Source organism: Streptosporangiales bacterium (genome assembly GCA_009379825.1).
Taxonomy (GTDB): Bacteria; Actinomycetota; Actinomycetes; order Streptosporangiales; family WHST01; genus WHST01.
Genome location: WHTA01000017.1, coordinates 50272 through 63670 on the forward strand (window position 1 = coordinate 50272; position 13399 = coordinate 63670).

General features: G+C 71.5%; 11 protein-coding genes. 5 read left to right on the top strand and 6 right to left on the bottom strand.

Annotated features, from left to right (window positions below; translation table 11 throughout):
• Positions 1-68: 68 nt before the first annotated feature.
• Positions 69-1229, top strand: coding sequence for an aminotransferase class V-fold PLP-dependent enzyme (locus GEV07_11460; GenBank protein ID MQA03307.1), 1161 nt, complete (start codon positions 69-71; stop codon positions 1227-1229).
• 13 nt (positions 1230-1242) lie between these two features.
• Here the strand turns inward: GEV07_11460 and GEV07_11465 are convergent, their stop codons facing one another.
• Positions 1243-3609 carry a bifunctional salicylyl-CoA 5-hydroxylase/oxidoreductase gene (locus GEV07_11465; protein ID MQA03308.1) on the bottom strand — a complete coding sequence of 789 codons (2367 nt, stop codon included), beginning with the start codon at positions 3607-3609 and terminating at the stop codon, positions 1243-1245.
• A gap of 116 nt (positions 3610-3725) precedes the next feature.
• Here GEV07_11465 and GEV07_11470 point away from each other — a divergent pair, with 116 nt between their 5' ends.
• Positions 3726-4556, top strand: a complete 831-nt coding sequence (locus GEV07_11470; GenBank protein ID MQA03309.1) for an enoyl-CoA hydratase family protein — start codon at positions 3726-3728, stop codon at positions 4554-4556.
• A complete protein-coding gene (locus GEV07_11475) occupies positions 4556-5692 on the top strand; it encodes an acyl-CoA dehydrogenase (protein MQA03310.1) in 1137 nt (378 codons plus the stop codon). The genes GEV07_11470 and GEV07_11475 overlap by 1 nt, the downstream gene beginning before the upstream one ends.
• A 7-nt stretch (positions 5693-5699) precedes the next feature.
• On the opposite strand, the gene GEV07_11480 is transcribed toward GEV07_11475, so the two are convergent.
• A complete protein-coding gene (locus GEV07_11480) occupies positions 5700-7319 on the bottom strand; it encodes an AMP-binding protein (protein ID MQA03311.1) in 1620 nt (539 codons plus the stop codon).
• A 173-nt stretch (positions 7320-7492) separates the two neighbouring features.
• Between GEV07_11480 and GEV07_11485 the strand changes: the two genes are divergently transcribed.
• Positions 7493-8269 carry a PaaX family transcriptional regulator gene (locus tag GEV07_11485; GenBank protein ID MQA03312.1) on the top strand — a complete coding sequence of 259 codons (777 nt, stop codon included), beginning with the start codon at positions 7493-7495 and terminating at the stop codon, positions 8267-8269.
• 3 nt (positions 8270-8272) lie between these two features.
• Here GEV07_11485 and GEV07_11490 read toward each other — a convergent pair whose 3' ends face one another.
• Together GEV07_11490 and GEV07_11495 are read right to left on the bottom strand one after the other, a co-directional pair.
• The gene (locus tag GEV07_11490) at positions 8273-8659 is read right to left on the bottom strand and encodes a RidA family protein (protein MQA03313.1); all 387 of its coding nucleotides are present in this window, start codon (positions 8657-8659) and stop codon (positions 8273-8275) included.
• Positions 8660-8661: 2 nt separating this feature from the next.
• The gene (locus GEV07_11495; GenBank protein ID MQA03314.1) at positions 8662-9405 is read right to left on the bottom strand and encodes an SDR family NAD(P)-dependent oxidoreductase; all 744 of its coding nucleotides are present in this window, start codon (positions 9403-9405) and stop codon (positions 8662-8664) included.
• A 97-nt stretch (positions 9406-9502) separates the two neighbouring features.
• Between GEV07_11495 and GEV07_11500 the strand changes: the two genes are divergently transcribed.
• The gene (locus GEV07_11500) at positions 9503-10990 is read left to right on the top strand and encodes an acetyl-CoA carboxyl transferase (protein MQA03315.1); all 1488 of its coding nucleotides are present in this window, start codon (positions 9503-9505) and stop codon (positions 10988-10990) included.
• Between the two features lie 2 nt (positions 10991-10992).
• Here the strand turns inward: GEV07_11500 and kynU are convergent, their stop codons facing one another.
• Together kynU and GEV07_11510 are read right to left on the bottom strand one after the other, a co-directional pair.
• On the bottom strand, positions 10993-12225 hold the full coding sequence (kynU, locus tag GEV07_11505) for a kynureninase (protein MQA03316.1): 1233 nt from the start codon (positions 12223-12225) through the stop codon (positions 10993-10995).
• A complete protein-coding gene (locus GEV07_11510) occupies positions 12215-13396 on the bottom strand; it encodes a hypothetical protein (GenBank protein MQA03317.1) in 1182 nt (393 codons plus the stop codon). The genes kynU and GEV07_11510 overlap by 11 nt, the downstream gene beginning before the upstream one ends.
• Between the last annotated feature and the right edge of the window lie 3 nt (positions 13397-13399).

Below are 13399 nucleotides of genomic sequence, written 5' to 3' on the forward strand. Positions count from 1 at the left end.
TTGACCGGCACCGAGGCCGACGGCATGCTGGAATTTAGTATTTGTGAAACTGCTACGGGGGAGGTCTCGTGCCCGGTGCCACGCCTGCCGACGCCGATTCGCCGGCGCGCTTCAGGGACCGGTTCCCTTCGCTCACCGACACCGTGCACCTGGCCAGCTGCAGCCAGGGCGCCGCGTCGACCGACCTCTCCGCCGCACTGCTCGAGTTCCAGCACACCATGCGGGAGTACGGCGCGCCCTGGGATCGCTGGATGGCGGAGGTGGCACGGGCGCGGCAGCTGTTCGCGGAGCTGATCGGCGCGCACCCCGACGAGGTCGCCGTCGTGCCGTGCGCGTCGGACGGGGCGTTCCAGATCGCCTCGACGTACGGCTGGCAGGAGCGCCCGCGGATCGTCACCACCGACATGGAGTTCCCCTCCATCGCGCACGTCTGGCTGGCACAGCGGCCGCGCGGCGCGGAGGTCGTCCACCTGCCCGACCGCGACGGCACGCTGCCCGCAGAGGACTTCGCCGCGGCCCTGGGCGACCGGGTGTCGCTGGTGTCGGTGCCGCTCGCGTCGTACCGCAATGGCGCGCGGCTGCCGGTGGCCGACGTGGTCGGCATGGCGCACGACGCGGGCGCGCGGGTGTTCGTGGACGCCTACCAGGCCGCCGGTGTGCTGCCGATCGACGTGCGTGAGCTCGACTGCGACTACCTGGTCGCGGGTGCGCTGAAGTACCTGCTGGGCATCCCGGGGATCGCGTTCCTCTACGTGCGCGGCGGCCTCACCGACGAGGTGCCGCCGCAACTCACCGGGTGGTTCGCGCAGTCCGACCCGTACGCGTTCGACCCGCGCACACTCGACCTCGCACCGACGGCGAGGCGGTTCGAGACCGGCACGCCGTCGATCCCGTCCGCGTATGGCGCGGTCGCCGGCATGCGGTGCCTGGCCCGCGCCGACCAGGCGGCGGTGTGGCAACACGTCGGCGAGCTGGCGACGGACCTGCACGAGTCGCTCGCCCGCGCCGGCGAGCAGCTGTGGTCGCCGGCCGAGCCCGCCCTGCGCGGCGCCCAGGTCGCCATCGTCGACGAGCAGCCGACCGAGCTCGCGGCGTACCTCGCCAACCGCCGGATCGCCACCAGCCCGCGCGGTCACGTGCTGCGGCTGTCGCTGCACTACTACAACGACCACAGCGACGTCGCGAAGGTCTGCGAGGCCATCGCCGACTACCGCAAGCACCGCGCCTGACATCCGGCCCGCGCTACGGCTGGGGGTGCCAGCGGGCGTGGTTGGTGGTCCGTTCGCCCTCGCGGATCAGTTCCAGGCGGGGCTTGGGGCCGTCGGCGCGGCCCGCCTGCGGCTTGCGCCTACCCGCCTGCCAGGGCAGCGGCCAGCGCACTCCTGGCCCGTCGTACTCCTGGTCGGCGGCGGCATGCAGAGTCCAGTTCGGGTCGTACAGGTGCACCCGGCCGAGCGCGCACAGGTCGGCGCGCCCGGCGAGAAGGATGGAGTTGACGTCGTCGTACGACGAGATCGCCCCGACGGCGACCGTGGCGGTCCCCGTGCGGTTCCTTACGGCGTCGGAGAACGGCGTCTGGAACGACCGGCCGTACGCCGGCTGTTCCTCCGGCGTCACCTGCCCGGTCGAGACGTCGATCGCGTTCGCGCCAGCGTCGGCGAACGCCGACGCGATGAGCACCGCGTCGTCGACGTCGACCCCGCCCTCGACCCAGTCGGTGGCGGAGATGCGGACGGTGATCGGGCGGTCCTGCGGCCACACCTCGCGCATGGCAGCGAAGACCTCGAGCGGGAACCGCAGCCGGTTCTCCAGCGAGCCGCCGTACGCGTCGGTGCGCTCGTTGGTGACCGGCGAGATGAACGACGACAGCAGGTAACCGTGTGCGCAGTGCAGCTCGACCAGGTCGAAGCCGGCACGCTCGGCGCGGCGGGTCGCGGCCACGAACTGGTCCTTGATCTCGGCCAGCTCGCCGACCGTCAGCTCGCGTGGCACCTGGTTGACGCCCGGCTGGTACGGCAGCGGCGAAGGCGCGACGACCTCCCAGTTCCCGTCCGGCAGCGGGAGGTCGATGCCTTCCCACATCCGCCTGGTGGAGCCCTTGCGGCCGGAGTGACCGAGCTGCATGCCGACCTTCGCCTGGGTGTGCGCGTGCACGAAGTCCGTGATCCTGCGGTACGCGGCGACGTGCTCGTCGTCGTACATGCCGCAGCAGGCCGGCGAGATCCTTCCCTCTCGGGAGACGCAGACCATCTCCGTCATCACCAGGCCCGCGCCGCCGAGCGCCTTACCCGTCAGGTGGGCGAAGTGGAAGTCGCTCGGCATGCCGTCGTCGGCCAGGTACATGTCCATCGCCGACACCACGATGCGGTTGGGCAGCTCCAGCTCGCGCAGCTTCATCGGCTGGAACATGGGCGGCCGCACGTCCCCGGGTGCCACGCCGCGGCGGCGTTCGTGGTCGGCGAACCAGTCGTCGACCCGCGCGACGAACTCCGGGTCGCGCACCCGCAGGTTGTCATACGTGACGCGCCGGCTGCGGGTCACGATGTTGAACGCGAACTGCATCGGCTCCTGGTCGACGTACTGGCCGATGTTCTCGAACCACTCCAGGCTGGCCTGTGCGGCGCGCTGGGTGGAGAGCACCACCGGCCGCCGTTCCTCCTCGTACGCGGTCAGCGCACTCTCCAGGTCCTTGTTCTCGTGCAGGCACGCGGCGAGCGCGAGACCGTCCTCCATCGCCAGCTTGGTGCCTGACCCGATGGAGAAGTGCGCGGTGTGCGCCGCGTCGCCGAGCAGCACGACGTTGTCGTGCCGCCAGCGCTCGTTGCGCACGGTGGCGAAGCTGAGCCACTTGGAGTTGTTGGCCAGCACCTGGTAGCCGCCGAGCACGTCGGCGAAGAGCTCGCGCACCACGTCGATCGACGGCTGGTCCGACTCCCCCGGCTGCAGGTCGGTTGCGGCGATGCGGTCGAAGCCCGCCGCGTGCCACACGTCGTCGTGCATCTCCACGATGAACGTGCTGCCGTGCGCGTCGAACGGGTAGCCGTGGATCTGCATCACGCCGTACGGCGTCTCGCGGATGTAGAACTTGAACGCGTCGAACACCAGGTCGGTGCCGAGCCACATGTACCGGCAGTTGCGGACGTCGACCGTAGGCTGGAACGTGTCGGCGTACCGCTGCCTGGTCGGCGAGTTGACGCCGTCGCACGCGACGACCAGGTCGTGGCTGGCGGCCAGCTCCTCGACCGGCGGCGCGGGGGTGAGGAAGTGGACGGTCACGCCGAGCTCGCGGCAGCGCTCCTGCAGGATCTCCAGCAGGCGCTTGCGGCTGATCGCCGCGAACCCGTGCCCACCGCTGGTGATGACCTCACCGCCGGCATGGATGTCGATGTCGTCCCAGCGCGCGAACTCCTTCTGCAACGCCGCGAACACCGCCGGGTCGGCGTGCTCGATGCCGCCGAGCGTCTCGTCCGACAGCACTACGCCGAAGCCGAACGTGTCCTCGGCGGCGTTGCGCTCCCAGACCGTGATCTCGTGGCCGCGGTCGAGCTGCGCCGTGAGCGCGGCGAAGTAGAGCCCGCCGGGACCTCCCCCGATCACCGCGACCCGCATGGGCGCCTCCTGTCGCCACGACACTTGCCGAGAGTATGTCGCACTAGCGACGACCGTCAACAGAACGGTAGGCTCAGCCCGAGTGACATGCACTCTCGCCAAGGAGGTCGTCGACGATGAGCCCGTTCCGCGGGTCCGCTCCGTTCACCGAGGAATGGCGGCACTTCAGGCTCGACGTGACGGACGCCGTCGCCACCGTCACGTTCGACCGGCCGGAGCGACTCAACGCGCTGACCTTCGACACGTACGCGGACCTGCGCGACTTCCTCACCGAGGTGCCGCACCGCGACGACATCCGGGTGGTCGTGCTGCGCGGCGAGGGCCGTGCGTTCTGCTCCGGCGGCGACGTCGACGAGATCATCGGCGCGACGCTTGCGATGCGCCCGGACGAGCTGCTGGCGTTCACCCGGATGACCGGCGAGGTCGTACGGTGCCTGCGGGAGTGTCCGGTGCCCGTCATCAGCGCGGTGCACGGCACGGCGGCTGGCGCCGGCGCGGTGATCGCGCTGGCGAGCGACTTCCGGGTCGCTGCGCGCGCCGCGAAGTTCGCGTTCCTGTTCACGAAGGTAGGGCTTAGCGGCGGCGACATGGGCGCCGCGTACCTGCTGCCTCGCCTGGTGGGGCTTGGCCGCGCGACGCAGCTGCTGATGCTCGGCGACTCGCTGCCGGCCGAGGAGGCAGAGCGGTGGGGACTGGTGAGCCAACTCGTCGACGACGGGACAGCGGTCGACGAGGCCGTGGCTACGCTCGCCGCGCGGCTGGCCGGCGGCCCCTGGCAGGCGTACGCGCAGACGAAGGCGCTGCTGTCGCGCGAGCAGGACATGAGCCTGTCCGCTTCGCTCGAGCTCGAGGCCGTGACGCAGGCGCTGTTGATGAACGGTGCCGACTACCGCGAGTTCCACGCGGCGTTCACCGGCAAGCGCGACCCGAACTGGCAGGGACGTTGATGCCGTTCGACCTGACGCCGGAGCAGCACGAACTCGCCGCCTGGGTGCGCGCGGTCGCAGAAAGCACGCTGGCACCGATCGCCGCACGTGGCCGCGACGGGCAGGTGAACAGGGAGCTGGTCCGCGCGATGGGCGACCTCGGCCTGCTGGCCCGGCTGTTCCCAGGCGTTGCGTACGGGACGCCGTCCGGACAGGCCGCCGCGGTCGACCTGTGCCTGCTGCGCGAGTCGCTCGCGTCGGTGAGCACGGAGGCCGAGACCGCGCTCGCCCTGCAGGGCCTCGGCACCTACCCGGTGCTCCAGGCCGGCAGCGCGGAGCTCGTACAGCAGTGGGTGCCTGCGGTCGCGCGTGGTGACGCCGTCGCCGCGTTCGCGCTGTCGGAGCCGGACGCCGGGTCCGACGCCGCCTCGCTGCACCTACAGGCCGTACCCGACGGCGCCGGCTGGCGGCTGCACGGCGAGAAGATCTGGATCTCCAACGCGCCCGAAGCCGACTTCTACACGGTGTTCGCGCGCACCACACCGGACGCGGGCGCGCGCGGCGTGAGCGCGTTCGTCGTACCCGCCGACCGCCCCGGCCTGGACGGCGAGCACCTGGACATGATCTCGCCGCACCCGATCGGCCGGCTCACCTTCGACGGTGTCGCCGTCGGCCGCGACGACCTGCTCGGCGAGCTCGACCGCGGCTTCCGGGTAGCGATGCGCACGCTCGACCTGTTCCGGCCGAGCGTCGGCGCGTTCGCCGTCGGCATGTACCGGGCCGCACTCGACGCCGCGGTGGCGCACGCCGGTTCCCGTGAGGCGTTCGGCGGCCCGCTGAAAGACCAGCAGACCGTGGCACACACCCTCGCCGAGATGGCCACCCGCACCGAAGCCGCACGCCTGCTGGTGTACCGCGCGGCCGCCGCGTACGACGCCGGCGAGGACCGGCTGGCCACCCACGCGGCGATGGCGAAGCTGTACGCCACGGAGACCGCCCAGTACGTCGTGGACGCCGCCGTCCAGGTGCACGGCGCCCGGGCGCTGCGCCGTGGCCACCTGCTCGAGCACCTCTACCGCGAGGTGCGAGCGCCCCGCATCTACGAGGGCGCAACGGAGATCCAGCGTACGATCATCGCCCGCGACCTCTACCGCTGAAGCGGCGCTACCCCGCGGCGGGTTCCCGCAGGCGGAAGCGCTGCAGCTTGCCGGTCTCCGTACGGGGGAGGCTGTCCACGAACTCGATCGCGCGTGGGTACTTGTACGGGGCGATCTCCTGCTTGGCGAGGTCCTGCAGTTCCTTGACCATCGCCTCGCCGGCAGCCGCGCCCGCGCGGAGGACGACGAACGCCTTCACCAGCTGGCCGCGCTCCACGTCGGGCACGCCGACGACGGCGCACTCGGTGACGTCCGGGTGCGCGAGCAACGCTTCCTCCACCTCGGGTCCGGCGATGTTGTAGCCGGACGACACGATCATGTCGTCGCTGCGGGCCTGGTACCAGAAGTACCCGTCCTCGTCCTGTACGAAGGTGTCGCCGGTGATGTTCCAACCGTTCTCGACGTACACCGCCTGGCGCTCGTCGTTGAGGTACCGGCAGCCGGTGGGGCCCTGCACCGCCAGCCGGCCGACCGTGCCCGCCGGCACCGGCTTGCCGTCCGGGTCGACCACGACGGCCTGGTAGCCAGGCACCGGCAGGCCGGTCGATCCCGGCCGGATGTCGTCGTCGGCCGCCGAGATGAAGATGTGCAGCATCTCCGTGGCGCCGATGCCGTCGATGATCCGCACGCCCGTCGCGTCGTAGAACGCCTGCCAGGTGGTCGCCGGCAGGTGCTCGCCGGCGGACACGCACCTGCGCAACGTGGCCAGCCGCGCCAGCTCGCCGGACGCCAGCATCGCCCGGTACGCGGTGGGCGCGGTGAAGCACACCGTCACCTTCGACTCGGCGATGTGGTCGGCGAGCTGGTCGGGCGTCGCCCGCTCCACCAGCACCGTCGACGCGCCGACCCGCAGCGGGAACACCACCAGGCCGCCGAGGCCGAAGGTGAAGGCCAGCGGCGGGGTGCCGATGAACACGTCGTCGGCGCGCGGCTCGAGCACGTGCTTGGAGAACGTGTCGGCGTTCACCAGCACGTCGCGGTGGAAGTGCATGGTGGCCTTGGGGCGTCCGGTCGTGCCCGAGGTGAACGCGAGCAGGGCGACGTCGTCGGCCGCCGTGTCGACCGGATCGAAGGTCCCGTCGTGCTGCCCGAGCCTGTTGGTGAGGTCGTCGGCGCCGTCGCCGCCGTACGCGACCACGGGCGTCGCGCCGATGTCGGCAGCCCGCAGGCCGTCGAGGAACCGGCTGTCGCACAGCGCCAGCTCGAGGCGGGCGATCTCGTGGATGGCGCTCAGCTCCCGCGGCCGCAGCAGCGGCATCGTCGTCACCACGACCGCGCCCGCCTTGAGCACGCCGAACCAGCAGGCGACCAGCCACGGGTTGTTCGGCCCCCGCAACAGCACCCGGTTCCCCGGCACGATGCCGCACTCGTCGACCAGCAGCCGGGCGATCCGGTTCGAGACGATGGCCAGCTCGCCGTAGCTCCACCATCGGTCACCGGGCGCGGCGACGCACTGTCGCTGCGCACCGTGCTCGTCGATCGTGCGTTCCAGCAACTCGACCGCGCAGTTCAGCCGGTCCGGGTACTGCACGTCGGGTAGGTCGAAGAGGAACTCCGGCCAACTCTCCTGAGGCGGCAGGTTGTCCCGACAGAACGTGTCCAGGTGTGCCGAGGGCGTGAGCCGCATGAAGACCCCTCCTGCTTCGAGCCGCACCTCGTAGTATTCCTTTTTCGTGACGACAGTCAAGACACACGACATACCGATGACGTGGCGTACGCCGGCGGCCCGATATCGTGTTCGCCGTGACGGCCATCGATGACCTGCTGGAGACCCGCGCACTCCAGCCGCGGGCGCTCATCGTGACGATCTACGGCCTCTACGCCCGCGAGAAGGGCGGCTGGATCAGCATCGCGACCCTCATCCGGCTGCTGGCCGAGCTCGGCGTCGACGAGCCCGCCGTACGCTCGTCGATCTCCCGGCTGAAACGGCGCGAGATTCTGGAAGCCCAGCGTCAGGACGGGCTGGCCGGCTACGGCCTCTCCGACCACGCCCGCGCGATCCTCGACGAGGGCGACCGCCGGATCTTCGAACGCACGAGGGCACGACTGGAGGACGGCTGGCTACTCGCGGTGTTCAGCGTGCCCGAGACGCAGCGACAGAAGCGCCATACCCTGCGGTCACGGCTCACCTGGCTCGGGTTCGGCACCGTAGGCGCGGGCGTCTGGATCGCGCCCGCACATCTCGACGAGGAGACCCGCGACGTCCTCGAGCGGTACGACCTGGCCCCGTACGTGAACCTGTTCCGCGCCGACTACCTGGCGTTCGGCGACGTCCGCGAGCAGGTACGCCAGTGGTGGGACCTCGACCAGCTGCAGCTGCTGTACGACGACTTCCTCGCCGAGTACGCGGCGTTGCTGACCAAGTGGAAACGGCGCAGGTTCAAGGACCCGGCCGACGCGTTCGTCGACTACGTCAAGGCGCTCACCGTCTGGCGGCGGCTGCCGTTCCTCGACCCCGGCCTCGCACCCGAGGTGCTGCCGAGCAACTGGCACGGCACCCGCGCCGCGGATCTGTTCTTCGCGCTGCGCGCGCAGCTCGCCGAGCCGGCACACCGGTACGTCGACTCGCTGCGCTGACCTTCACAGCACGGCGAAGCCCTGCACCTCGACCATGGCCTCGACGTCCCACAGCCGGGTGACCCCGACCGCCGCCATGGCGGGGTAATCGCCACCCACCAGCCGGCGCCACACCCCACCGATCTCCTTACGGCGCGCGCGGTAGTCGTCGACGTCGACGATGTACACGGTGAGGCTGGCGAGCTGGTCCGGCCGTCCGCCGGCCGCCCGCAACGCGATGATCAGGTTGCCGAGCGCCCGTTCGAACTGCGCGACCACGTCGTCGCCGACGATGACGCCGTTCTCGTCGAGCGCGGTCTGGCCGGCGAGGAACACCGTGCGCCCCTCCGCCACCACCGCGTGTGAGAAGCCCGTCGGCCGAGCCAGCTCACCCGGGTTGACCCGCTGCATGCTCACGACTGCACCGCCCCACCATCGACGTCGACACCCTGACCGGTGACCGAAGGATTGTTCACACAGAACCACACCGCGTCCGCGACCTCGTCGACGGTCACCAGCCGCCCTGTCGGTTGCTTGCGCTCGAGCACCGCGCGCGCCTCGTCGCGGCTGCGGCCGGTGCGGTCCGCGATGTTCGCTATGGTTTCCGCGGTCATCGGGGTGTCGACGTAGCCGGGACACACGGCGCTGACCGTCACCCCGGCGCGCGCGAGCTCGGCGGCGGCCGACCGCACCAGGCCGAGCACCCCGTGCTTGCTCGCGGTGTACGCAGCGACGTACGGCTCGCCCACCTTGGCCGCGACCGACGCCACCACCACGATCCTGCCGACGCCGCGTTCGACCATGCCAGGCACCACCTGCCGCATGCAGCGGAACGGCGCGGTGAGGTTGAGGTCGAGCATCCGTTGCCAGTCCTCGTCGCTGGTCTCCTGCACCTTTGCGGACATGCCGGCGCCGGCGTTGGCGACCAGGACGTCGACGCGACCCCACCGGTCCTCCACCGCGCCGAACACCTCGGCGACACCGGCGGGATCTGTGATGTCCGCGGGCACCACAAGTGTCGGGCCCGCACAGGCGTCCGCCGTGGCCGCGAGGTCGGCGCGGTTGCGTGCGGTCAGACCGACCCGGAAACCGGCCGCACTGAGGCGTCGCGCCACCGCGCGGCCGATGCCGCGACCGGCGCCGGTGACCACGGCCACCGCGTCCTCGGGTACGGATCGCACGGCCCCACCCCTCGCCTCCGATCAGCCGCGTTCATGACGACCGTAACAGAAGCACGAGATCTAGACTCGGAGCATGACACGACGGGTGTCCGCACTCGACCTGGCCGCGACCGTACTGGACGCGGTCAGCCTCACCTCGTGGGACGAACCGGCGAAGACGAACACTGCCGACACCGGCTACGCGCGCGACCTGGCCACCGCCAGGGAGCGCACCGGCCTGGACGAGGCGGTGCTCACCGGCGAGGCCAGGATCCACGGCCGCCGCGTCGCCGTCGTGCTGTGCGAGTTCGGTTTCCTCGCCGGCTCGGTGGGGGTCGCGGCCGCGGAACGCATCACGGCCGCCGTGGAGCGCGCGACCAGAGAGCAGTTGCCGCTGCTCGCGTCGCCTGCGTCCGGCGGCACCCGGATGCAGGAGGGCACCCGGGCGTTCGTGCAGATGGTGAAGATCTCCGCCGCGCTCATGCAACACCGGCAGGCCGGGCTACCGTACCTCGTCTACCTCAGGCACCCGACGACCGGCGGGGTGTTCGCGTCCTGGGGTGCGCTCGGCCACGTCACCGCCGCGCAACCGGGAGCCCTCATCGGCTTCCTCGGCCCGCGGGTGTACGAGGCGCTGTACGGCGACGAGTTCCCCGACGGCGTGCAGACCGCGGAGAACCTGCTCGGTCATGGCCTGCTCGACGCGGTCGTGCCACCCGAGCAGCTGGCCGGCATCGCCGACCGCGCGCTGGCCGTACTGACAGAACGGCGCCGCGGCGACCGGCTACCGGCACCGCAGGACGCGGTGGCGGCCGACGCCACATCCGTCTGGGAGTCCGTCGAGCGCTCCAGGCGCGCCGACCGGCCAGGCGTGCGGGCGTTGCTGAAGCATGCCGCCACCGACGTCACCCGGCTGCGCGGCACCGGCGAGGGCGAGCGCGAGCCCGGCCTGGTGCTCGCCCTCGCCAGGTTCGGCACGATGGCGTGCCTGGTGCTCGGCCAGGACCGCGACGACCAGCGCGCCGGCCGGCAGCTGGGACCGGCGGGGCTGCGCGCGGCCAGGCGCGGGATGCGGCTGGCCGCCGAGCTCGACCTCCCGGTCGTGACGGTCGTGGACACCGCGGGCGCGGAGTTGTCCGTACAGGCCGAGGAAGGCGGTCTGGGCGCGGAGATCGCCCGCTGCCTCGCCGACCTGGTCACGCTGCCGGTGCCGGTCGTCTGCGTGCTGCTCGGGCAGGGCGCGGGTGGCGCGGCGCTCGCGTTCCTCCCGTCCGACCGGGTGCTCGCGGCCGGGCACTCCTGGCTCGCCGCGCTGCCGCCGGAAGGCGCGTCCGCGATCGTGCACCGCACGACCGACCGCGCCCGCGAGCTCGCCGAGGCCCAGCGCATCTCGTCGGCCGACCTACTCGCTGACGGCATCGTGGACCGGATCGTGCCCGAGCTCCCCGACGCCGCCGACGAGCCGGACGCCTTCGTCACGAGAATCGCGGCAACCGTCGAGCAGGAGCTCACCACCCTGGCCGACCAGAACCGGGACGCACTACGGGCCACCCGCGCGGCCCGCTACCGCACCCTCGGCTGAAGCTAGGTGACTGCGGCGTCCGCGCTGCGGGCGTATAGGGGGTCGTGGTGGGCGCCGGTGGCGAGCACCTCCGCGAGGACGTCCATGGCGTCCCAGACGTCGCGGTAGCTCAGGTACAGCGGGGTGAGTCCGAGACGGAGCATGTCCGGCGCGCGGAAGTCGCCGACCACGCCGCGGGCGATGAGTGCCTGGCAGAGCTCGTACGCCTGCTCGTGCCGCAGCGACACCTGTGAGCCGCGGCGATGGTGCTCGCGCGGAGTCACCACCTCGATGCCGTACGGCCGCAGCGCGTCGGCCCTGGCGATCACCAGGTCGCCGAGCGCGAGCGACTTGGTCCGCAGGTCGGCGAGATCCACGCCGTCCCAGACGTCGAGCGCGGCGTCCAGGGCGAGCATCGACAGCAGCGGCGGCGTGCCGATGCGCGCCCGCTCGATGCCGTCGGCCGGCTCGTAGTGCTGGGCGAGCCCGAACGGGTCGGCTCGGCCGGTCCATCCGGTCAGCGGCAGGTCAGCGGCCTGCTGGTGCCGCGCCGCCAGGTACAGCCACGCGGGCGCGCCCGGGCCGCCGTTGAGGTACTTGTAGCCGCACCCGACGGCGGCGTCGGCGCCCAGCGCGTCCAGGTCGAACGGCAGCGCACCGGCGACGTGGCAGAGGTCCCACACCATCAGCGCACCCGTGTCGTGCACCGCACGTGTGATCGCCTCGACGTCCCACAGCTCGCCGGTGCGGTAGTCGACGACGCTCAGCGAGACGACCGCCGTGTCGTCGTCGAGCGCCAGCTCGGCCGGCGACACCCGCTGCACGTCCAGGTCGAGCATCCGCCCGACCGCGTCGGCGAGGTACTGGTCGGTCGGGAAGTTCGCGCCGTCGGTCACCAGCACCGTCCGCTCGGGACGCAGCCTGGCAGCCGCGACCAACGCCTGGAACAGCTGCACGCTGGTGGAGTCACCGCAGATCACCTGGCCGGGTGCGGCGCCTACGAGCGCGCCGATGCGGTCACCGACCCGCTGCGGCAACGTCCACCAACCGTTGTTGTTCCACGAACCGATCAGGTCGGTGCCCCACTGCCGGTGTACGGCGTCGGCGACCGCGTCAGGTACGGCGGTGGGCAACGCGCCGAGCGAGTTGCCGTCCAGGTACACGACACCGTCGGGCAGGGTGAACCTGTCACGGGCGAGCCGCAGCGGGTCGCGCGCGTCGAGCTCCTCGGCCTCGGCTCTGCTCTCACAGCACACTGCGCACCTGCCACAGCTCGGGGAATGCCGGTCGGAACAACGTCGATCGCAGGTAGTCGGCACCCGTCGACCCGCCGGTGCCGAGCTTGGTGCCGATGATCCGTTCCACCATCTTCACGTGCCGGTAGCGCCACTCCTGCACGCCCTCGTCGACGTCGACGAGGGCTTCGCAGAGCTCCGCGGCCGGGTTCCGCTCGTCGGCGTACACTTCCGCGAGCACCTGCTGCACCTCGGCGTCCGGCTGCCACTCGGTGCCAGGGTCGCGGTCGAGCGCGTGCGCGGGTACGGCGAAGCCGGCGGTCGCCAGGTAGCGCAGCAGCGAGTCGAAGACCGACCTGCGGCCGGTGGCGGCGACCAGCCGCGCGTCCATGGTGGACGGCTTGAAGTCACGGCGGCCGAGCACCGCCTCGATCTCCCTGAACTGGTTGGACTGGAAACCGCTGGCCGAGCCGAGCTGCGGCCGGAACGACGCGAACTGGCGCGGTGTCATCGTCTCCAGCACGTCGAGCTGGCCAACGACGGTCTTGAGTATCTTCGCGATCCGCCTCGTGGTGTGCAGCGCGCCCGCGCTGTCACCGTCCTCCAGCCGGCGCTGCAGCAGCGCGGCCTCGTGCAGCACCTGGGTGAACCACAGCTCGTACACCTGGTGGATGATCACGAACAGCAGCTCGTCGTGGGCGTCGGTCAACGGGGTCTGGCACGAGAGCAGCTCGTCCAGGCGCAGGTAGCTGCCGTACGTGTGCTTCCCCGCCGGCGGCGCGACGCGGCGGTCGACGAGCGAGAGCGCCTCGGCGTGATGGTGGACGATCCGCCAGCCGGTGTCGCCGTGGCGCAGCACGTCGGTGACCCGGAAGCACCGGTCGGCGATGGCCGGGTCACCGTAGTGCACCCGCAGCAGGTACTTCGCTACGGCGGCGTCGTCCCAGCCGTCCACCTTGATGCCCTCGGCGGCCACCGACTGCGGTGCCGGCCCGTCACCGGACCGCTCGGCGCGTGCGTCACGTAGCCGGTCGAGCTCGGCGAGCCCGGTCAGCAGCTGCTCGGCGTCGCTCTCCCAGACGGTGACGTCGGGGTCGAGCTGGCGGTCGAACGCCGGCCGGTCACCGAGCGCCTGGTACAGGTCCTCGATGACCTGCACGACCTCGGGATGAGCGACGGTACCCCCGTCCATGGC